This is a genomic window from Actinophytocola sp. KF-1 (assembly GCF_054661535.1).
Map to the genome: position 1 here is coordinate 560,802 of NZ_BAAFVK010000001.1, position 20,572 is coordinate 581,373.

Below are 20,572 nucleotides of genomic sequence, written 5' to 3' on the forward strand. Positions count from 1 at the left end.
TCCCCCGGATGCGAAAGAACCGTCAGGCCACCAGTTCCGAGGTGTCCTCGATCGGTGCGCCCTTGACGTCCGCCTCCAGCAGGGGCCGGAACCGGTCCTCGCCGGCCAGGTGCACCAGGAAGAACGCGGTCAGCAGGGCCCGCGACAGCCGCAGCGCCCCGTGGTTGGACGAGCCGGGGATCAGCATCCCGGTCCAGTGCCTGCCCTCGGCGAACCCCATGTGGTCCACCTTCGGCAGCACCCGCAGCTGCGCCTCCCCGCCCCAGTTCGCCGCGATCAGCCGCGCGTGCCCCACCGGCGGCGCGACCATGTCCCCGGCGCCCGCGAGGTGCAGCGACGGCATGGCGCACCGGGCGGCGGCGTCCGTCGCGAACGGCTTGACCTGCGACGCGGCCATGGTCGCGACCGCGCGCACCCGGCTGTCGTCGGCGGCGGCCAGCACCGCGGCGCCCGCGCCCGTCGAGTGCCCGGCGAGCCCCAGGCGGGACTGGTCGACGCTGATGTCACCCTCGCCGAGCCGTACGCCCACGCACACGTCCAGCGCCGTGCGCAGGTCGGCGGCGAAGAGCCGGGCGGACCCGAGCGGGCTGCGCTGCGTGCCCGGCGCGGCGACGACGAACCCCCACGACGCCAGGTGCCGGAACAGGCCGAGGTACCGCGCGGGCGGCTGCAGCCAGCCGTGCCCGAACGCGATCGCGGGCAGCCCGAGCCCGGACCGCGGCGTGAACACCAGCCCGGGCAGCCCGATCAGGGCGAGATCCCCGCGCAGCACCTGGTGCGGCCCGCGGCGGGTCAGTTCCTCGAGCAGGTGCTTCGGCTTGGTGGCCATGGCATGGGACCTTAGCCAACCTGGGACCTGACCGGCCTGCCGGCAGGGCGAGATAGCCTCTTCCGCATGTGCGGAATCGTGGGATACGTCGGGCACAGGCAGGCCCTCGACGTCGTGGTCGACGGGCTGCGGCGCCTGGAGTACCGCGGGTACGACTCGGCGGGCGTCGCCGTGGTGACCGGGCCGGGGAACCTCGCGGTGGAGCGCAAGGCAGGCCGGCTCGCCAACCTCGAGAACCGCCTCGACGAGGTCGGCAGGGACGGGTTCGCGGGCACCGCGGGCATGGGGCACACCCGGTGGGCGACCCACGGGCCGCCCGTGGACCGCAACGCCCACCCGCACCGCGACGCCGCCCACCGCGTCGCCGTGGTCCACAACGGCATCATCGAGAACTTCGCCGCGCTGCGCGCCGAGCTGGAGGCCGACGGCGTCGAGCTGACCAGCGACACCGACACCGAGACCGTCGCCCACCTGGTCGGCCGCGCGTACGCGGAGGGCCAGACCAAGGGCGACCTGCCCGCGAGCGTCCGTGCCGTGTGCCGGCGCCTCTCCGGGGCGTTCACGCTGGTCGTCACGCACGTCGACGAGCCGGACCGGATCGTCGCCGCGCGCCGGTCCTCGCCGCTCGTGGTCGGGGTCGGCGAGGGCGAGACGTTCGTCGCGTCCGACGTGGCCGCGTTCATCGAGCACACCCGCGACGCCGTGGAGCTGGGCCAGGACCAGGTCGTCACGATCACCCGCGACGGCTACCACGTCACCGACTTCGACGGCGCCGACGCGGCGACCCGCCCGTTCCACGTCGACTGGGACCTGTCGGCCGCCGAGAAGGGCGGCCACGAGTACTTCATGCTCAAGGAGATCGAGGAGCAGCCGACGGCGCTGGCCGACACGCTGCGCGGCCACTTCGTCGACGGCCGGATCATCCTCGACGAGCAGCGCATGACCGACCAGGACCTCCGCGACGTGGACAAGGTGTTCGTGGTCGCGTGCGGCAGCGCCTACCACTCGGGTCTCGTCGCGAAGTACGCCATCGAGCACTGGACCCGCCTGCCCGTCGAGGTCGAGCTGGCGAGCGAGTTCCGCTACCGCGACCCGGTGCTGGACCGCGCGACGCTGGTCGTGGCCGTGTCGCAGTCGGGCGAGACCGCCGACACCCTCGAGGCCGTGCGGCACGCCCGTGAGCAGAAGGCCCGCGTGCTGGCCGTCTGCAACACCAACGGCGCGCAGATCCCGCGCGAGTCCGACGCCGTGCTGTACACGCACGCCGGCCCGGAGATCGGCGTCGCGTCGACCAAGGCGTTCCTCGCGCAGATCGCCGCGAACCTGATGGTCGGGCTCGCGCTCGCGCAGGCCCGCGGCACCAAGTACCCCGACGAGATCGCCCGCGAGTTCCACGAGCTCGCCGCCATGCCCGACGCGGTCGCGAAGGTGCTCGGCACGGTCGAGCGGGTCCGCGAGCTGGGCCGGTCGCTGGCCGACTCGAAGGCGGTGCTGTTCCTCGGCCGCCACGTCGGCTACCCGGTGGCCCTGGAAGGCGCGCTGAAGCTGAAGGAACTGGCGTACATGCACGCCGAGGGCTTCGCGGCGGGCGAGCTGAAGCACGGGCCGATCGCGCTGATCGAGGACGACCTGCCGGTGGTCATCGTGATGCCGTCGCCCAAGGGCCGGGCCGTGCTGCACGCGAAGATGGTGTCGAACATCTCCGAGATCCAGGCCCGCGGCGCCCGCACGATCGTGCTGGCCGAGGAGGGTGACGAGACGGTCCGGCCGTTCGCGGACGAGCTGATCGAGCTCCCGGCCGTGCCGACGCTGCTGCAGCCGCTGGTCTCGACGGTGCCGCTGCAGGTGCTGTCGGCGGAGATCGCGCGGTCCCGCGGCTACGACGTGGACAAGCCGCGCAACCTCGCCAAGTCCGTGACGGTGGAGTAGCCCGTGCGGGGGGTGTGGACGACCGGGCAGGTCAAGGCCGCCGAGGACCGGCTGCTGGCGCGCACCCCCGAGGGGGCGCTGATGCGCAAGGCGGCGTTCGGCGTGGCGACGGTGGCCGCGTCGATGCTGCGCGAGCTGACCGGCGGCACGGCGGGTCGCCGGGTGACGCTGCTGGTCGGCGCGGGCAACAACGGCGGCGACGCGCTGTGGGCGGGTGCCTTCCTGCGGCGCCGGTCGGTGGCGGTGACGGCGGTGCTGCTGGCCCCCGACCGCGCGCACGCCGAGGGCCTCGCCGCGTTGCGCAAGGCGGGCGGCCGGGTGGCCGACGACCTCGGCGACCCGGACCTGGTCGTCGACGGCATCGTCGGCCTGTCCGCGCGCGGCCCGCTGCGCCCGGCGGCGGCCGCGCTGGTGGACCGGGTGTCGGTGCCGATCCTGGCGGTGGACCTGCCGAGCGGCGTCGACCCGAACACCGGCGCGGTCGACGGGCCCGCGGTCACCGCGGACGTCACGGTCACGTTCGGCGCGCGCAAACCCGTGCACGTGCTCAACACCACGCACTGCGGCGAGGTCCACCTGGTCGACATCGGCCTGGGCCCCGAGCTGCCGGACCCGGACATGATCACCCTCGACGCCGACGACGTCGGCTGGGCGTGGCGCGTCCCGGGGCCCGCGGACGACAAGTACACGCAGGGCGTCACCGGCATCGCGGCCGGCTCGGCGACCTACCCGGGCGCGGCCGTGCTGTCGTCGGGCGCGGCGGTGCTGGCGACGTCGGGCATGGTCCGCTACGCGGGCTGGGCGGCCGACGAGGTGCGCGGCCGCTGGCCGGAGCTGATCGCGACGGGCACGGTCGAGGACGCGGGCCGCGTGCAGGCGTGGGTCGTCGGCCCGGGCCTGGGCACCGGCCAGGTCGGCAAGGACGTGCTGACGGCGGTCTTCCACGACGCCGTCCCGACGTGCGTCGACGCGGACGGGATCACGCTGCTGGCGTCGACCCCGTCGCTGTGGGACGCCCGCGACCCGGACACCCCGGTGGTCCTCACCCCGCACGACCGCGAGTTCGCCCGCATCGCCGACCCGCTGGGCATCGAGCTGGGCGCCGACCGCGTGGCCGCGGCCCGCGCGCTGGCGAAGCGCCTGGACGTCGTGGTGCTGCTGAAGGGCAACGCGACGGTGGTCGCCGCCCCCGACGGCCGGACGCTCGTGAACGCGGCGACGTCGTCGTGGCTGGCCACGGCCGGTTCGGGGGACGTGCTGACGGGCCTGATCGGAGCGCTGCTGGCGAGCGGCCTGGACCCGTGGCTGGCCGCGGGCTGCGCCGCGTGGCTGCACGTCCGCGCGGCGGAACTCGCCGCCGACGGCGCCCCGGCCCCGGCGTCCGCCATCCAGCAGGCCATCCCGGCGGCCATCCGCGCGGTCCGCGCATCCGCCGGCGCCCGCTGAACCACCCGCCCACCTTGATTGCCGCGAAAGGCGCGTTCGCGGCACGGGCCGGGGCGCGGGGGCGGTCGCGGGGCTGTGGGACCATGGACGCCGTCATGCCTGATCAGCCGTCCCCCAGGGCCGAGGTGGTCGTCGACCTCGACGCCATCCGGCACAACGTCGCGCTCCTGGCCGCCCGCGCGAGCGGCGCCGTCACCATGGCCGTCGTCAAGGCCGACGGGTACGGCCACGGTGCGCTCCCGGTCGCTCGCGCCGCCCTCGAGGCGGGCGCGACCTGGCTCGGCTCCTGCTCCCTCGCCGAGGCGCTCGACCTGCGCGAGGGCGGCATCACCGCCCGCGTCCTCAGCTGGCTCGACGTCCCGGAGACCGACCTCGCGCCGGGCGTCGAGGCCGACGTCGACTTGTCGGCGTCGAGCAACGGTGAGCTCGCCGCGATCGTCGACGCCGCCCGCCGGACCGGCCGGACCGCCCGCGTCCACCTGAAGATCGACACGGGCCTGTCCCGCAACGGCTGCCAGCCCCGCGACTGGCCGGACCTCGTCGAGAACGCGGCGAAGGCCCAGGCGGCGGGCCACGTCGAGGTCGTCGCCGTCTGGTCGCACCTCGCCTGCGCCGACGAACCCGGCCACCCCGCGAACAACCTGCAGGCGGCCCGCTTCGCCGACGCCTACGAGGTCGCCACCAACGCGGGCCTGCACCCGATGCGCCATCTCGCGAACTCCGCCGCCACGCTCGACCGGCCGGACCTGCACTTCGACATGGTCCGCGTCGGCATCGCCATGTACGGGCTGAACCCGTTGCCGTACCGGGAGAACCTCCGTCCCGCGATGACGTTCCGGTCGTCGGTGGCGCTCACCAAGCGGATCGACGCGGGCGAGTCCGTCTCCTATGGACAGACGTGGACCACCGGCCGCGACACCACGCTCGCGCTCGTCCCCGTCGGGTACGCGGACGGCGTCTCCCGCGGCCTGTCGAACCGGATGGACGTGTGGCTCGCGGGCAGGCGGCGCCCGATCGTCGGCCGCGTCTGCATGGACCAGATCGTCGTCGACTGCGGTGACGACCAGGTGGCGCCGGGCGAGGAGGTCGTCCTGTTCGGCGCTGGCACGCGCGGCGAGCCGACCGCCACCGAGTGGGCGGACACGCTGGGCACCATCGACTACGAGATCGTCACCGGGATGTACCGGCCCCGCGTCGCCAGGAGCTACCGGTGACGGTGTCCCGCAAGGTGGGTGCGCTCATCGGCGGCGCCATCGGGGTCGCGGCCGCCGGCACGGCCATCGCCGTCGGCGTGGCGCGCCGCAGGCACGACCACTCCGCGCCCGAGAAGCTCGGCACCCTGCGCCCCGACCGCGAGTTCACGGTGATCACCGAGGACGGCATCGAGCTGTCCGTCGAGGAGGTCGACCCGGCCGACGGCGGCAAGCCCGTGCTGACCGTGGTGTTCGTGCACGGCTTCGCGCTCGACCGCCGCTCGTGGCACTTCCAGCGCCAGGCGCTGGCCCGCCTCACCGAGCCGCGTGTCCGCCAGGTCCTGTACGACCAGCGCAGCCACGGCCGCTCCGGCCGCGCGAACGAGGCGTCCAGCACCATCGAGCAGCTCGGCCGCGACCTCGGCGAGGTGCTGAACAAGCTCGACGGCCCGGTCGTGCTCGTCGGCCACTCCATGGGCGGCATGACGGTCATGGCGCTGGCCGAGCAGCGGCCGGAGCTGTTCGAGGAGCAGGTGTACGGGGTCGCGCTCGTCGGCACGTCAGCCGGTGAGGTGGGCAAACGCGGGCTGCCGCGCCCGCTGCTGTCCCGCTGGAACCCGGTGACCCGCAACCTGGGCAGGCTCGCCGACTGGCGGCCCGGCCTGGTCGAGTTCGTCCGCGCCGCGGGCGGGCAGCTCACGCGCCGGGCCGTGCGGTCGCTGGCGTTCGGCGCGAAGGACGTCGACCCGGCGCTCGTCGACCTCACGATGGAGCTGATCGACGCGAACCCGGTGCGGGTGCTGGCCGACTTCATCGACACGCTCGGCACCCACAACCGGTACGCGGCGCTCGCCGGCCTGAAGCACACGCACGTGCTGGTGCTCTCCGGCGACGCGGACCGGATGACGCAGTTCTCGCACGCGGAACGGATCGCGCAGGAGCTGCCCGACGCCGAGCTGGTGCGGGTGCGCGGGGCGGGACACATGGTGATGCTCGAACAACCCCAGGTGGTCAACGACCACCTGGTGATGCTGCTGCAGCAGTGCGCGTACGGACGGGAGGGGGGCCGGAAACGGTGGTGGCGACGGTGATGCGCGAGGAACTTCTCACGGAGAGCGACACCCTGCGGTTCGGCAGGCGGATCGGCGGCCTGCTCGAGGCGGGGGACCTGGTGCTGCTGACCGGTCCGCTCGGCGCGGGCAAGACGGTCCTGGCGAAGGGCATCGCGGAGGGACTGGGCGTGGCGGGCCGCGTGAGTTCGCCCACGTTCATCATCGCCCGCGAGCACCGGCCCGCGCCGGGCGGGCGGGGCATCCCGCTCGTGCACGTGGACGCCTACCGCCTCGGCGACGACCTCGCGCAGCTCGACGACCTGGACCTGGACACCGAGCTGGTCGAGGCGGCGGTCGTCATCGAATGGGGCGAACCGGGCACGAGGCTGTCCGAGGACCACCTCCTCGTGAACTTGATCCGCCGGGAGGACGATTCCAGGCTGGCTGAGGTGACTCCGTCAGGCTCTTGGGAAAAGCGCTGGTCGACGTAATCTGGATGGTATGCGTGCGGTGATCTTCGACTGGGGTGGCACGCTCACCCCCTGGTATCCCGTCGACTACGTCGCCGCGTGGCGCAGCTACGCCGATCACCTGCACCCCGACGACGAGGCCCAGGCGGCCAGGGTCGCGCAGGCCATCGTGGCCGCCGAGGAAGAGCACTGGACGGTCGCCCGCGACCACCACAAGGCGTTCACGCTCGCCCAGGTGCTGGCCGCGGCCGGCGCGCCGCACCACGACGACGGGCTGGCCGCCTACCGCACGTTCTGGGACCCGTCGACCTACACCGACCCGGACGTGGCGCCGACCGTGGCCGCGCTCAAGGAGAAGGGCCTGCGGCTGGGCGTGCTGTCGTCGACGCCGTGGCCGAGGGAGTGGCACGAGGAGGTGCTGCGCCGCGACGGCGTGCTGCACCTGTTCGACGCGCTCGTGTGGAGTTCCGACCTGACGTACACGAAGCCGCACGCGGAGGCGTTCCTGGCCGCCATGCACGCGGTCGGCGTGGACGACCCGGCCGACTGCGTGTACGTCGGCGACCGGCTCTACGACGACATCTCCGGCGCCAAGTCGGTCGGCATGCGGGCCGTGCTCGTGCCGCACAGCGACATCCCGGAGTACCAGAAAGTGCCGGTCGACGTGGAGCCGGACGCCGTGATCCAGCGCCTGACGGACCTCCCCGAAGTGGTCGACCGCTGGCGCGATTAGGCTTGAGCGCCGTGCTGGTCATCGCGGTGGACACCGCGACCCCCGCGGTCACCGCCGGGGTCGTGAACGTCGAGGAGATGCTCGTCCTTGCCCAATGCGTCACGGTCGACGCCAAGGCGCACGGCGAGCTGCTGACGCCGCACATCCTCACCGCCCTGCGGGAGGCGGACCGCACCTTCGCCGACGTCGCCGCCATCGTGTGCGGGGTCGGCCCCGGACCGTTCACCGGGCTGCGGGCCGGCATGGCCACCGCCGCCGCGCTGGGCCAGGCGCTCGGCACGCCCGTGTACCCGGTGTGCACGCTGGACGCGATCGCCGCCGACTCCGAGGGCCCGCTGCTGGTCGCCTCCGACGCCCGCCGCAAGGAGGTCTACTGGGCCGCCTACGACGCCGCCGCGAAGCGCGTCACCGGGCCGTCGGTGGACAAGCCCGCCGACGTGGTCGAGCGGATCCCGGCGCTGTCGGTCGAGCGTGTGGCGGGCAACGGCGCCACCCTGTACGACCTCGGGCTGCCGCACACCGGGCAGGAGTACCCGACGCCGCTGGGCCTCGCCAGGGTCGCGCGCGACGACGTGCTGGCGGCGGCGAAGCCGCGCCCGTTCGTGCCCATGTACCTCCGCCGCCCGGACGCCGTCGAGCCGGGCGCGCGCAAACGGGTGACCGCCAGGTGATGTCCGCGGTCACCTTCCGGCTGGCACCGCTGCGGCGCGACGACCTCGCCCGCTGCGCCGAGCTGGAGACCATCCTGTTCCCCGGCGACGACCCGTGGCGGGTGTCGGCGTTCCAGGCAGAACTGGACGCGGGTCACTTCTACGTGGGTGCGTACGCGGAGACCGCGGGGCTGGTCGGCTACGCGGGCATCTCCGTGCTCGGCGGGCCGGGCGACGCCGAGGCCAACGTGCACACGATCGGTGTCGACCCGGAGTGGCAGGGCAAGGGCGTCGGCAAGGCGTTGCTGCGTGCGCTGCTCGCACGTGCGGACGCCGCCGCCGCGCCCGTCTACCTCGAGGTGCGCACCGACAACGCGGCCGCGATCGGCCTGTACGAGGCGCACGGCTTCACCAGGATCGGCATGCGGCGCAGGTACTACTGGCCGTCCGGCGCCGACGCGTACACCATGGCGCGCCCCGCGCGGGTCGCCGAGGAGGCCACATGACCATCGTTCTCGGCATCGAGAGTTCGTGCGACGAGACCGGGATCGGGATCGTCCGCATCGAGTCCGACGGTGCGCTGACCCTGCTGGCCGACGAGGTCGCGTCCAGCGTCGACCAGCACGCCCGGTTCGGCGGGGTGGTGCCCGAGGTCGCGTCCCGCGCGCACCTCGAGGCGCTGGTGCCGTCGGTGACCAGGGCGTTCGAGGCGGCCGAGCTGGAGCTGTCCGACGTGGACGCGATCGCCGTCACGTGCGGCCCGGGCCTCGCGGGCGCGCTGCTGGTGGGGGTGTCGGCGGCGAAGGCGTACGCGGCGGCGCTGAACGTGCCGCTGTACGGGGCGAACCACCTGCCTGGCCACGTCGCGGCGGACACGCTCGAACACGGTCCGCTGCCGTCGCCGTGCCTGGCGCTCCTCGTCTCCGGTGGTCACACGCAGCTGCTGCGCGTGGACGACCTGGCCACCAAGATCACCGAGGTCGGTTCGACCATCGACGACGCGGCGGGCGAGGCGTACGACAAGGTGGCCCGCATCCTCGGCCTCCCGTACCCGGGCGGCCCGCCCATCGACAAGGCCGCCCGCCGCGGCAACCCGGACGCGATCCGCTTCCCGCGTGGCCTGACCGGTCCCCGGGACGCGAAGTTCGACTTCTCGTTCTCGGGCCTGAAGACGGCGGTCGCCCGCTGGGTGGAGGCCCGCGACGGCCAGGAGATCCCGGTCGACGACGTGGCGGCGTCGTTCCAGGAGGCGGTGGCGGACGTGCTGACGGCGAAGGCCGTCCGCGCCGCGACGGAGCTCGGCATCGACACGATGGTCGTCTCCGGCGGGGTGGCGGCGAACTCGCGTCTGTCCACTCTGGCGGCGGAGCGCTGCGCCGAGGCGGGGATCGCGCTGCGCGTGCCGCGGCCCCGGCTGTGCACCGACAACGGCGCGATGATCGCGGCGCTCGGCGCGCACCTGGTGAAGGCGGACGTGCCGCCGTCGTCTTTGGACCTGTCCGCGAATCCGGGCCTGCCTGTCGGCGTTGTGACGGTCTGACCCGTACGCTCGTACGGGTGAGGGTCGCGGTCACCGGAACCAGCGGTCTGCTCGGCGGCGCGCTGGTGCGCGAGCTGGTGGCAGACGGGCACGACGTGCTCAGGCTGGTGCGCAGGAGACCGGAGGCGGCCGACGAGGCGCTGTGGTTCCCGGAGGTCGACACGGACCGCCTGCGCGGCGTCGAGGCGGTGGTCCACCTGGTGGGCGAGCCGCTGGTGGGCAAGTGGACCACACACCAACGCGAGGCGATCCGTGAGTCCAGGGTGCACGGCACCCGCCTGCTGGCCACCGCCCTCGCCGACATGCGGGACGGTCCCAGGACGTTGTTGTGCGCGTCGGCCACGGGGTTCTACGGCGACCGCGGTGCCGAGTCGCTGACGGAGGAGAGCCCGCCGGGCGTGGGCTTCCTGCCGTCGGTGTACGAGGCGGCGGAGAAGGCGGCCGCGCCCGCGGTGGACGCGGGGCTGCGCGTGGTGCAACTGCGGGTGGGCGTGCTGCAGTCGCCGGATGCCGGCGGCCTGGCGATCCTGCTGCCGATGTTCCGGCGCGGCATGGGCATCCGCGCGGGCAGCGGCACCCAGTGGGTGAGCTGGATTTCCCTGCCTGACGCCGTGCGCGCGGTCGTCCACACACTGCACGGCACATTGACGGGCCCGGTCAACGTGGTGTCCCCGAACCCGGTGACCAACCGGGAGTACGCGGACACGCTGGCGTCGGTGCTGTCGAGGCCGAGGTTCCTCGCGCTGCCGCCGAACCTCGTCCGCAGGTTCTTCGGCGCGGGCTTGGCGGACGAGGTACTGCTGGCGAGCACGAGGGTCCTCCCGAAATGCCTGCTGAACAGCGGTTTCGAGTTCGAGCACCCCACACTGCGCGAAGCTCTGCAAAACCTGTTACTTCGGGTAACATGAGACCGTGGACGACGGTTACGATGGCGAAGCCACCCTCGCACTAGACGGCGCCGAACTGACGGTGACGGTCACCCTGCGAGGCAACTTCGAACCGGTGGACGGCCGGTACCACTGGTACGGCCGCATCCAGCCGCACGCCGAACTGGCGGAGAAGGCGGCGGGCCGCAAACCGACCGCGTCACTGCGAACACCACACGGGGCGGCGGAGGGCGTGCTGTCCGACCCGGACACGTGGGGCCGCTACCGGATCACCGGCACGAGCAGGCCGCCGTTCGAGGTGCCCGTGTCGCTGGAGGACCTGCCCGCGGGAAGCTGAGCCCCGGTCGGCCTCCGGCCCCCGGTTTCCACGCTACCGGAAGCCCCCGACATTTCCGCGCGGCCGAGGGGCCTCTGTGGACAACCACCCCGGCTGTGGACAACCCCCGTTGCGGCCGCCGAGACTTGTCGGTGCCGTGCCGTACGCTGGATTCCGGGGGCCGGAGGCCGCCGGGATGTCAAGCGCGTCAAGCCTTCGCGCCGTTCCCTCTCTGCCGAAGGACCGGCATCCGCGACGTGTCTTTCCGGGCGTTGCCGGGGCTGTGGACAACCGCCTCGTGCGCGCAGGGAATTGTCGGTGCTGTGCCGTACGCTGGTTCCCGGGGGCCGGAGGCCACCGGAGCGACAGAACCTCAAGCGGGCCAGGCAATCCGTCCGGTCCGGCGACCCTGGTCGAACCGCGATCCGTCCTGTGGACAACCATCTCGTGCGCGCCGAGATTTGTCGGTGCTGTGCCGTAGGCTGGATTCCGGGAGCCCGGAGGCGACCGGAGCCGCAGAACCCCAAGTGGGCCAAGCCCTTCCCCGGTTCGGAGTCGTGGCCGAGCCAGCGCCTTGGGGACAACCGCTTCGTGCGCGGCGGGGATTGTCGGTGCTGTGCCGTAGGCTGGTAACCGGGGGCCGGAGGCCATCGGAGTGACAGAACCTCAAGCGGGCCAAGCCATTCTCCGGTTCGGTGTCCTGGCCGAGCCTGCGCCTTGGGGACAACCGCTTCGTGCGCGGCGGGGATTGTCGGTGCTGTGCCGTAGGCTGGTAACCGGGGGCCGGAGGCCATCGGAGTGACAGAACCTCAAGCGGGCCAAGCCATTCTCCGGTTCGGTGTCCTGGCTGAACCTGCGCCTTGTGGACAACCGCCCCGCGCGCACCGAGGATTGTCGGTCCTATGCCGTAGGCCGGAAATCGGCCGGAGACCACCGGAGCGGCAGAACCTCAAGCGAGCCAAGCAATCCCTCCGGTCCGGTGTCCTGGGCGAACCTGCGCCTTGGGGACAACCACCTCGCGCGCACCGGGAACTGTCGGTCCCATGCCGTACGCTGGAAACCGGGGGCCGGAGGCCACCGAACCCCAAGCCCTCTCCCCACGCCGCGGCAAGCCGCCACAACGAACACTCCCCGCCAGGCAAGAACCCGGCGGGGAGTGCCAGCGCCACAATCACCCGATCGACAACCGCACATCCACGTCGTCGACGTTCACGAACGCCACGCGGTGTCCGAACTGGATCTGCAGGTACTTCGTCTCCCCGCGCACGACGGTGTGGTTGGTCGCGTCATACGTGACGGCCCAGTAGTACTCCGACGGCGTCACCAACCCGACCGCGTACTTCTGCCCGGCGGCAAACGTGTACTGCAACGGCGTGACGGCCTGCGGCGGAATGCCCGCCGGATAAGCGGAAGCCTCCGGATACGCCCGCCCGTACACCGGCACCGACGCGAGCCCCTTCTTCGGCGTGGCCACGAACCCGAACGACCACACGGCGTCCGACGCCTTCAGCCAGCCCTTCTGCCCGAGGTACCAGACCGCGACCCACTTCCCGCGCCGCTCGGCGATCGCGAACGTCTGCCCGGTCTCACCGCGCGACGAGTGGTCGGAGATGTGCATCGTGCCCGGCGAACCGTCCGGGCGCAGTCCGATGTCGGTCAGCAGCGGGGCGTCGTCGGACGGCGCGGTCCGCAGCACGACCGTGCCCGAACCGTGCGGCTCGCACGGCACCCCGGCCGCGTCGCACCCGGTGAACGCCGGCTTGTTCGTCTCGTAGTCCGGCTTGATCGTCACCAGCCCGGTCAGCGGCGTGCCCGTCGACTGGAACGGTGCGCCCAGCAGCTCGAAGTAGTGCGCCCAGTTCCAGTACGGACCCGGGTCCCAGTGCATCCCGCGCACGGTCGACGGGATCGTGCCCGGCACGTTGTCGTGCCCGAGGATGTGCTGCCGGTCGAGCGGGATCCCGTACTTCCCGGCCAGGTACCGCACCAGCTTCGCCGACGACCGGTACAGCGCCTCGGTGTACCAGGCGCCGTCCGCCGCGAAGCCCTCGTGCTCGAGGCCGATCGACTTCGAGTTGATGTACCAGTTGCCCGCCTGCCACGCGACGTCCTTGGCCTTCACGTGCTGCGCGACGTGCCCGTCGGCCGACCGCAGCGTGTACTGCCAGCTCACGTACGTCGGGTCCTGCACCAGCCGCAGCGTCGTGGCGTAGCTGCCCTCGGTGTCGTGGATGATGATGTAGTTGATCTTCTGGCTCTCCGGCCGGTTCGCCTTGTCGTGGTTGCCGTAGTCGCCGTCGCCGAACTCCGCGTACGGCGCCGGGATCCACTCGCACCCGAGGTCGGCCGGGCATTCGGTCTCGCTCGTGTCGGTCACGCGCAGCCCGAGCTCGCCGAGCTGCGCGGTGTCCACGTCGACCGGCGTGGCGGGCAGCGACACCCGCTGGCCGTCGTCGGTCACCCGGGACACGCCCGCGGCGATCGTCGTGAACACCTCGTCGGCGAACGTCCGCGCCGACGCCGTGTCGGCCGCGCCGCTGTACTTCGCGACGGCGCCGTACCAGTCACCGGGCGCGTCGCTGTCGACGCCGAGCCCGCGCTGGTACTCGGCGAGCAGCGCCGCGCCACCGCGGATGTTCTGCACCGGGTCGCTCCGCAGCACGGCCGCGTCCACGTCGATCAGGTCGGCGGCGACGTCGACGGTCCGCAGCGACGGCGCGGAGAAGTCCTGCGCGGGCGCGGCGGGCGGGAGCATGGGCCGCGCGGTGTCGCCGCGCGGGTCCTCGGTGCCCTCGTCGTGGTGGGTGCCGCCGGAGTTGGCGGCGACGACGTCGGTGAGGTGCATGGGCCCGTAGCCCGCGCTGGTGCTGGGCAGGCCCGCGTTGGTGTCCCAGCGCGACTCCAGGTAGGACACACCGAGCAGCACGCTCTCCGGCACCCCGAACTCGGCGGCGGCGGCCGCGTAGGCGCCCTGCCGCGTGGTCGGTGGGGCGGTACCCGGGGATGCCGCCGCGGTCGACATGCCGGCGGCCAGACCGGCCGCGACGGCGGCGATGAGTAACGTGCGGGACGTCGATCTCGACATGACGGCCTCCAGGGCGGGCGACTCCAGCAGTGCAACTCTGGTGCCGCCCGCCCCGGCGGTCAATAGTTTGCGCCCAAACGGATCAGTTGGTGATTAGATCCCGGAGACGCACCAGTCGTCGCCGTCCTTCTCCATCTCGGCGGTGAAGGTCTCCGACTCGCCGCCGAGCGAGACCGAGATGGTCGCCTGCGCGGTGTCGCCGGACTCCTGGACGTCGTCGACGGTGGCGCTCACGTCCATGCCCGCGATCTGCGCGAGCTCCTGCTTCAGCTGGTCGGCGCCGCTGCTGGTGCACGAGTACTCGTCGATCAGGTCCTCGTCCTGCGTCTCGACCACCTGGACGACGAGGTCGGCGAGGTCCTCCGGGGTGGAGGCCCCGCCGGACGAACCGGACGAGCCGCCGCCGTTGTCGCTGTCGCCCGATTCGCCGGAGCCACCCGCGTTAGGCCCCGGGATGCCGCCCGGCAGGTTCGAGTCCTCGGACGTGCCGCCGTCACCGCCCGCCTTCGACGGCTCGTCGTCGTCGCCGGTGAGGACCAGGACCAGGACGAGCGCCACGACCACGGCCACCACCGCACCGGTGATGCCGACGATCAGGCCGGTGTTGTTCTTGCGGGGCGGCGGGTACTGGCCGTAGCCGCCGGGCCCGGGCGGCGGATAGCCGTAGCCACCTTGGGGTGGTCCATAGCCACCACCTTGCGGTGGTCCATAGCCACCACCTTGCGGTGGTCCGTATCCGCCGCCCTGCGGTGGCCCGTATCCCCCCTGCTGCGGGTAACTCACTGGTATTGCCCCCTTGACGGAAAGGTTCTGACGTCGGGTGGAGCGTAACCGGTGGGTACCGCCGTCCGGGGCCGTCCGGCTACGCCGGGTGCAGCGAGGGGTCCCGGTCCTCGGTCACGAAGCTCGCCGCGGTCGAGACGGGCGCGTCGGGTGTGCGCACGTACGGCAGCACGCGGAAGTCCGACCGCAGCTCACCGGCGGTGAACCTGGTCCGCACGTACCCCCGGCGGTTCTTGTAGAACTTCAGGTGCGGGTTCTCGGCGAGGACGGCGGAGTTCGTGCCCTCGTCGCCGTCGCCGCTGCTGGTGATCGACGTGGCGACCAGCTCGACACCGACGCCCCGTGAGTCCGGCCGGTCGGCGTTCTCCTTGATCTCACCCGCCCAGTGCCGGTGCACGTCGCCGGTCAGCACGACACCGTTGCGCACCTGCCCGAGCGCGGCGGCGATGCGGTCGCGCTCGGCGCGGTAGCCGTCCCAGGCGTCCATGGAGAAGCCCTGCTTGGGGCCCGCGGTGAGGTCGCGCTGGGCGAAGAAGACCTGCTGGCCAAGGACGTCCCAGCGGGCACGCGAGCGCCGGAACCCGTCGAGGAGCCAGGTCTCCTGCACGTCCCCCATGATCGTCCGCGCGGGGTCGAGCCGGTCCGCGCAGTCGATCTTCGTGCCGTCGCCGCAGGCCTGGTCGTCGCGGTACTGGCGGGTGTCGAGCATGTGGAACGTCGCGAGGTCGCCCCAGTGGAAGCGCCGGTAGAGCCGCATGTCGATGCCGACCGGTCGCGCCGAGCGGCGGAGCGGCATGTTCTCGTAGTAGGCCTGGAAAGCGGCGGCCCGCCGGTCCAGGAAGGCCGGGTCGGGTGCCTCGGGTACCTCGTCGGCCCAGTTGTTCTCGGTCTCGTGGTCGTCCCAGACGACCAGCCACGGCGCGGTCGCGTGCGCGAGCTGCAGGTCGGGGTCGGTCTTGTACTGGGCGTGCCGCTGCCGGTAGTTCGCGAGCGTCCGCGTCTCCGGCCCGGCCACGGTCCGCACGTCGGCCGCCTTGGCCGCGTACTCGTACTGGTAGTCGCCGAGGTGCAGGACGAGGTCCGGCTGGTCCTCGGCGAGCCGCCGGTAGGCGGTGAAGAACCCCTCCCCGAAATGCGCACACGAGGCGAAGCACATGGTGAGGTCCTGCGACAGCCCACGTGCCGGAGTGGTCGTGGTCCGCCCGGTCGGGGACAGGTGGTGCTGCACCCGGAACCGGTAGAAGTACTCCGTTCCCGGCCGCAGCCCGCCCACCTCGACGTGCACGGAATGCGCGGCCCGCGGGTCAGCCGTGGCGGACCCCGCCCGCACGACGTGCCGGAACCGCTCGTCCCGGGCGACCTGCCACTGCACCCGATACGCGCGGTCAGGCATCCCACCCAAACCAGTGTCCGCCAACGGGTCGACGGCCAGCCGCGTCCACAACACCACGGAGTCACTCCAGGGATCCCCAGAAGCAACCCCAAGCGTGAACGGATTGACCGGCAGCGGTTGCCGACCGGCGGAGGCAGCGGAAGAAGCCCAGGCAGGCGCGGCGGCCGCCACCGCACCAACCCCCACGGCAGCAACCCCACCAAGCAGAACAGACCGACGAGAAACGGACGAGCCAGGCAAGAGAACCTCCCTGATCGGGTGACTCTCAAACCCCACAGTCCGGTGATGTCAGCGAGCGCTGACTTTCGATGAACCAGCCCTGACTGGTGAATGAACAACGAGAAGCAATGGCTTCCGGTGAGGCTCGCCTCAGCCAGCGGATGACATCGAGAGCGCGGCGTAGTCCGCCGGACTGAACTTGGTGATCATCGTGTCCACGGTGTCGATGGACCTCTCCCACTTCTTCACCACAGCGGGTCGAAGGTCCGGGTCGAGTTCGTCGAGCACGAACCCCGGGCGAAGGTCCTTGAGGACGGCGACCTCGTTGGGGCCGCCACGCGCCCACCCGAGTTCGTCGAGGCTGCACAACATCCCGTGGGAACGCTGACCCCGGTAGCTGCGGGCACGCATGCGGCGCGGTCGATCCTTGTGGGACTCCTGGACCAGCGTGCCCGGAGGCGCGACCGCCACCAGGTCGCCGCGCCGTAGCTTGCGGGTGCCGCCGAACACGATCTGCTCGGGGCGACCGTGCCGGCTGGATCGAACGTCGGCGAGCCAAATGCGCTCAGCGTTGGGATGGGAGCGCAAGTGGACGATCTCGCCGACTACCGCCTCCCATACGCGGATGATCACCGCGCGAAAGATAGCGGTGGTCCGGAGATAGAGGCAATAGCTTGTGGCAGAACGGGTGTCACTCTTCCATCACTTTCTACGGAGCGTATTGGTCATACCCGTGCTCCCGCGGCGGCCCACAGGGCCTCGAACGTTCCGCATGCCAGCTCGGTGTTCTCGCGGCTCATGAGCATGTCGGCGGCGGAGTCGTCGTTGGGCCTGTTCAGATAGCCCAGCCAAGAACCGTTGAGCAGGTACTTGCCGAACTGGGCGGCGAGCCACGGTTCCTGGAGCGAGAAGGTGGGGGTGTCCAGCCGATAGAGGCCCGCACCGCCCATCACCGGAAAGACGGTCCGCCGAAAGGAGCAGTGCTCGTGCATTCTGTCACCGCCAACGGTCTTGGTGATGAGTTCCCGAAAGCGGAGCACTGTGTCGGAGCGCATGCTCAGGTCCCCGCCGAGCAGGAAGCGGTAGGTACAGCCTCGTGCGAGGTTGTTCGCCACCACGTTGAAGAACTGGCCTGGCACGGTCTCACCGCCCGCGACGGTGATGATGTTCGGCCCCAGGTCGGTGGTCACGATGTCGGCCTGCAGGCAATACCGCTCGATCCGCCGGACCTCTTCCTGGTCGATCAGTCCTTCGATGCCCGCGGTCCGGGAGTCGACGATGTCGTTGGCGACGTCGTTGATCCGGTCGACGAGCATGCGCCCGATGCGCGCCACGAGGTTCGAGTGCCGGGCGGTGCGTGCCTGGACGTCGGTGAGCGCCTGCTCGACATACCGGGCGATGGGTCCGGGGTCGACCGGCGTGCTGACCGGTTCGCCGTAGACGAGGTAGTCGAGGCTCACGCCGAAGAAGTCGGCCAGCGCGACGAGTTTCTCGAAGCTCGGGCGCGTCCTGCCCCGGGTGTACTGCGACAGCGCGGCGGGTGTGATGCCGACGGCGTCACAAATCGATCCGCGATTTCTTGTGAATCCGCCGCGCTCGATCAGGCTGTTGAGCATCTCCTCCAGCTTTACTGCTCTGCTGCCCACTTGATCCTCCTCGGAGGAGTGCCGCTTAACGAGCGTGGTGCTCGGATCGTTATTTAGCTCAGCTTCACGAGCTTGTAGTTGTGCTGCACGGGCGCTCTGGACATTGCCGTTGACTGTCCTAACATAAGGCCTTGAGCAAGCCAAGCTTTTTGGGCCAACACGGAAACGGGTGGTCACGGGCGGTGTATGCCGCTCACCAACAGACATGACAATTTAAGGACATCGCTCCGGAACGGGTCGGAGGTCGGACGATGAATGCCAATGGTAGCCATGAGCGACGGTCGGTCTACTTTGGACCCAAGAGCGATGCGAAGCCCATCGGAAGCGGGCTCTGCAAAGTCTTCGTCTCGTACGCGCGAATTGACGAGGCGTACCGGGTCCGGCTGAATGTCCACCTCGCACCGTTGGTGCGCGAAGGCCTCATCGACCTCTGGAGCGACCGTGCCATCGCGGCGGGCTCCGACTGGGAACGCGACATCGAACGCGAACTGGCCACCGCCGACATCGTGCTTCTCCTCGTGACCCCGGACTTCGTCGCCTCCGTCTACTGCTTCGAGAAGGAACTGACCGAGGCCGTCCGGCGGCACGAGGAGGACGGCGTCCGGATCCTGCCCGTCCACGTCAAACACGTCGACCTGGACAACCTGCCGTTCGCCCGGTTCCAGGGACTACCGCTGCACCGGCGACCGATCACCGCCTGGGACGACCACGACGAAGCCTGGCTCCAGGTCGCCCAAGGGGTCCGGCAGGCCGCCGACGACATCTACCGCGCGCGCACGACCTTCCCCAGGCAACGCACCGGCGAACCCGGCGGTGAGCTCGAGCACTACTACGGCACCGACAACTGCGTGGTCGACGGCCCGGCGGCGGACGTCGAGTGGATCCCGCTGAACGAGGACCCCGAGGACAAGCGGTTCGACAACCTGGTCCCGTTGAGCAAGCGGCACCGTGCGCGGCGCGCGAACTTCCGGTTCGGGATCGACCTCATCGCGGAGAACCTGTTCCACAGCGCCCGCAAGCACTTCCACGCGGGCGTGCCCGCGCTCGCGTTCGGGTGCACGCGCCTCGGCCACGTGCTCGCCTCGCACTACCCCTACGCGTTCGAGGCGCACGAGGGCGACGAGTGGGCCTTCCTCGCGCAGTCGCTGTTCTACCTGCCGTACCGGCAGAGCAAGGCACTGCTTGAGGTGACCCTCCAGCGCGTCCGCAAGCGGCTCACGATCAACAGGAACTGCCCGCACGCGGGACTGGCCGGGCTCCTGCTGGCCGTCGCGAACCTGTACCAGGACCTCGGCAAGTGGGTCGCCGCCGAAGAGCTGTACGACCAGGTGCTCGCCCACAAGCCCGCGCCGTTCATGCAGGTGGCGGCGATCCGGCGGCGGGCGGTGGGGCGGATCTTCCGCGGCGCGACCCGCCAGGCGATGGAACGCGACTTCCGCCGCGTCGGCGACTACGAGACCAGCGCCGACCTGGCGGTCGCGCTGGCCATCTCCCAAGCCTGGTGGCACCTCGCCCACGGACGGCCGGACGAGGCGCTCCGGCTGCTGGAGCCGTTCGACGACGACGAGGCCGTGCACAGCCCGCACAACGCGGTCGAGCTGAAGTTCACCCAGGCGTCCGCGCTGATCGGGCTCGGGCTCGGCTGCGCGGCCCAGATGCGGTTCGTCAAGGAGCGGGCCCGGGGAACAGCGCACCTGCGGCCGGTGTTCACCGAGTACGTAGCGCCGCTGATACTGAGCCGCCGGCTGGCGGAGGCGGTCGAGTCGCACGCCGGACCCGTGGTCGCGCCGGCGGGACTGGACGCGACCGCTGACGCCCTGCTGGCCGCGCAGGGGACCACCGTGGCGGGGCGGCCGATCTGGGTCGACTGATCTACCACGCGGCGACCCTCGTTGCACGGTTAGCAGTCGCGTAGGTAGAGTGCCAACCGTACGGCGCCGACACCGCCCCGGCACCCGCGACGGCGGGGTGGCAGGAGCCGCAAGCAACACAGGTAACTGCCAACGCTTTCGAAAAGACCCGTGGAGGTCATCGCGGTGAGCGTGAACATCAAGCCGCTCGAGGACAAGATCGTTGTCCAGGCGAGCGAGGCCGAGGCCACGACTGCCTCGGGCCTCGTCATCCCGGACACCGCCAAGGAGAAGCCCCAGGAGGGCAAGGTCCTGGCGGTCGGCCCGGGCCGGATCGACGACAACGGCAACCGCGTCCCGCTGGACGTGAACGTCGGCGACGTCGTCATCTACTCCAAGTACGGCGGCACCGAGGTCAAGTACAACGGCGAGGACTACCTGATCCTCTCCGCCCGCGACGTGCTGGCCGTCGTCAACTGACGCCTGGCGTTAGTCACACAGCGCCCCGGTGGCCCCCGTCCGGGGGTGCCGGGGCGCTGTGTGTCCGAGAA

General features: G+C 71.4%; 19 protein-coding genes. 13 read left to right on the plus strand and 6 right to left on the minus strand.

The window, feature by feature from the left end; translation table 11 throughout:
- Positions 1-22 precede the first annotated feature (22 nt).
- Entirely contained in the window at positions 23-829 is an 807-nt protein-coding gene (locus ACYQ77_RS02825) for a dienelactone hydrolase family protein (protein WP_459707067.1), read from the minus strand.
- A gap of 66 nt (positions 830-895) precedes the next feature.
- Between ACYQ77_RS02825 and glmS the strand changes: the two genes are divergently transcribed.
- From glmS to ACYQ77_RS02880, 11 genes are all read left to right on the plus strand, one after another.
- Positions 896-2,758, plus strand: coding sequence for a glutamine--fructose-6-phosphate transaminase (isomerizing) (gene glmS, locus ACYQ77_RS02830; protein WP_459707069.1), 1,863 nt, complete (start codon positions 896-898; stop codon positions 2,756-2,758).
- Between the two features lie 3 nt (positions 2,759-2,761).
- The gene (locus tag ACYQ77_RS02835; RefSeq protein WP_459707071.1) at positions 2,762-4,204 is read left to right on the plus strand and encodes an NAD(P)H-hydrate dehydratase; all 1,443 of its coding nucleotides are present in this window, start codon (positions 2,762-2,764) and stop codon (positions 4,202-4,204) included.
- 95 nt (positions 4,205-4,299) lie between these two features.
- Positions 4,300-5,418, plus strand: a complete 1,119-nt coding sequence (alr, locus tag ACYQ77_RS02840) for an alanine racemase (protein WP_459707073.1) — start codon at positions 4,300-4,302, stop codon at positions 5,416-5,418.
- Positions 5,415-6,488, plus strand: coding sequence for an alpha/beta fold hydrolase (locus ACYQ77_RS02845; RefSeq protein WP_459707075.1), 1,074 nt, complete (start codon positions 5,415-5,417; stop codon positions 6,486-6,488). Before alr ends, ACYQ77_RS02845 begins: the two co-directional genes overlap by 4 nt.
- On the plus strand, positions 6,488-6,940 hold the full coding sequence (tsaE, locus tag ACYQ77_RS02850) for a tRNA (adenosine(37)-N6)-threonylcarbamoyltransferase complex ATPase subunit type 1 TsaE (RefSeq protein ID WP_459707077.1): 453 nt from the start codon (positions 6,488-6,490) through the stop codon (positions 6,938-6,940). The genes ACYQ77_RS02845 and tsaE overlap by 1 nt, the downstream gene beginning before the upstream one ends.
- Before the next feature lie 10 nt (positions 6,941-6,950).
- Positions 6,951-7,652 carry an HAD family hydrolase gene (locus ACYQ77_RS02855; RefSeq protein WP_459707079.1) on the plus strand — a complete coding sequence of 234 codons (702 nt, stop codon included), beginning with the start codon at positions 6,951-6,953 and terminating at the stop codon, positions 7,650-7,652.
- Between the two features lie 11 nt (positions 7,653-7,663).
- Positions 7,664-8,323, plus strand: a complete 660-nt coding sequence (tsaB, locus tag ACYQ77_RS02860) for a tRNA (adenosine(37)-N6)-threonylcarbamoyltransferase complex dimerization subunit type 1 TsaB (protein ID WP_459707081.1) — start codon at positions 7,664-7,666, stop codon at positions 8,321-8,323.
- Entirely contained in the window at positions 8,323-8,808 is a 486-nt protein-coding gene (gene rimI / locus ACYQ77_RS02865; protein WP_459707082.1) for a ribosomal protein S18-alanine N-acetyltransferase, read from the plus strand. The genes tsaB and rimI overlap by 1 nt, the downstream gene beginning before the upstream one ends.
- Complete coding sequence (tsaD, locus tag ACYQ77_RS02870) at positions 8,805-9,842, plus strand: tRNA (adenosine(37)-N6)-threonylcarbamoyltransferase complex transferase subunit TsaD (RefSeq protein ID WP_459707084.1); 1,038 nt, start codon at positions 8,805-8,807, stop codon at positions 9,840-9,842. Before rimI ends, tsaD begins: the two co-directional genes overlap by 4 nt.
- 17 nt (positions 9,843-9,859) lie before the next feature.
- Complete coding sequence (locus tag ACYQ77_RS02875; RefSeq protein WP_459707085.1) at positions 9,860-10,750, plus strand: TIGR01777 family oxidoreductase; 891 nt, start codon at positions 9,860-9,862, stop codon at positions 10,748-10,750.
- Positions 10,751-10,754: 4 nt separating this feature from the next.
- Positions 10,755-11,066, plus strand: a complete 312-nt coding sequence (locus ACYQ77_RS02880; RefSeq protein ID WP_459707086.1) for a DUF4873 domain-containing protein — start codon at positions 10,755-10,757, stop codon at positions 11,064-11,066.
- A gap of 1,150 nt (positions 11,067-12,216) precedes the next feature.
- Here the strand turns inward: ACYQ77_RS02880 and ACYQ77_RS02885 are convergent.
- The 5 genes from ACYQ77_RS02885 to ACYQ77_RS02905 all read right to left on the minus strand — a co-directional run bounded on the left by ACYQ77_RS02885 (position 12,217) and on the right by ACYQ77_RS02905 (position 18,171).
- Positions 12,217-14,130 (minus strand): N-acetylmuramoyl-L-alanine amidase, encoded by a 1,914-nt coding sequence (locus tag ACYQ77_RS02885; RefSeq protein ID WP_459707088.1) that lies wholly within the window; start codon positions 14,128-14,130, stop codon positions 12,217-12,219.
- 93 nt (positions 14,131-14,223) lie between these two features.
- Positions 14,224-14,913, minus strand: coding sequence for a hypothetical protein (locus ACYQ77_RS02890; RefSeq protein ID WP_459707090.1), 690 nt, complete (start codon positions 14,911-14,913; stop codon positions 14,224-14,226).
- A gap of 79 nt (positions 14,914-14,992) precedes the next feature.
- A complete protein-coding gene (locus tag ACYQ77_RS02895; RefSeq protein WP_459707092.1) occupies positions 14,993-16,546 on the minus strand; it encodes an alkaline phosphatase D family protein in 1,554 nt (517 codons plus the stop codon).
- Positions 16,547-16,675: 129 nt separating this feature from the next.
- Positions 16,676-17,158 carry a hypothetical protein gene (locus ACYQ77_RS02900; protein ID WP_459707094.1) on the minus strand — a complete coding sequence of 161 codons (483 nt, stop codon included), beginning with the start codon at positions 17,156-17,158 and terminating at the stop codon, positions 16,676-16,678.
- Between the two features lie 92 nt (positions 17,159-17,250).
- A complete protein-coding gene (locus ACYQ77_RS02905) occupies positions 17,251-18,171 on the minus strand; it encodes a helix-turn-helix domain-containing protein (protein WP_459707095.1) in 921 nt (306 codons plus the stop codon).
- Between the two features lie 251 nt (positions 18,172-18,422).
- Between ACYQ77_RS02905 and ACYQ77_RS02910 the strand changes: the two genes are divergently transcribed.
- The gene (locus ACYQ77_RS02910; RefSeq protein ID WP_459707097.1) at positions 18,423-20,042 is read left to right on the plus strand and encodes a toll/interleukin-1 receptor domain-containing protein; all 1,620 of its coding nucleotides are present in this window, start codon (positions 18,423-18,425) and stop codon (positions 20,040-20,042) included.
- 165 nt (positions 20,043-20,207) lie between these two features.
- Positions 20,208-20,501, plus strand: a complete 294-nt coding sequence (gene groES / locus ACYQ77_RS02915) for a co-chaperone GroES (RefSeq protein WP_396110639.1) — start codon at positions 20,208-20,210, stop codon at positions 20,499-20,501.
- The last annotated feature ends 71 nt before the right edge of the window (positions 20,502-20,572 follow it).

Excerpts from the sequence above, each read along its gene's own strand:
- tsaD (WP_459707084.1), top strand. The coding sequence starts at position 8,805 with ATGACCATCGTTCTCGGCATCGAGAGTTCGTGCGACGAGACCGGGATC.
- ACYQ77_RS02910 (WP_459707097.1), top strand. The coding sequence starts at position 18,423 with ATGAATGCCAATGGTAGCCATGAGCGACGGTCGGTCTACTTTGGACCC.
- alr (WP_459707073.1), top strand. The coding sequence starts at position 4,300 with ATGCCTGATCAGCCGTCCCCCAGGGCCGAGGTGGTCGTCGACCTCGAC.
- rimI (WP_459707082.1), top strand. The coding sequence starts at position 8,323 with ATGTCCGCGGTCACCTTCCGGCTGGCACCGCTGCGGCGCGACGACCTC.
- ACYQ77_RS02885 (WP_459707088.1), bottom strand. The coding sequence starts at position 14,130 with ATGTCGAGATCGACGTCCCGCACGTTACTCATCGCCGCCGTCGCGGCC.
- ACYQ77_RS02825 (WP_459707067.1), bottom strand. The coding sequence starts at position 829 with ATGGCCACCAAGCCGAAGCACCTGCTCGAGGAACTGACCCGCCGCGGG.
- glmS (WP_459707069.1), top strand. The coding sequence starts at position 896 with ATGTGCGGAATCGTGGGATACGTCGGGCACAGGCAGGCCCTCGACGTC.
- ACYQ77_RS02855 (WP_459707079.1), top strand. The coding sequence starts at position 6,951 with ATGCGTGCGGTGATCTTCGACTGGGGTGGCACGCTCACCCCCTGGTAT.
- tsaE (WP_459707077.1), top strand. The coding sequence starts at position 6,488 with ATGCGCGAGGAACTTCTCACGGAGAGCGACACCCTGCGGTTCGGCAGG.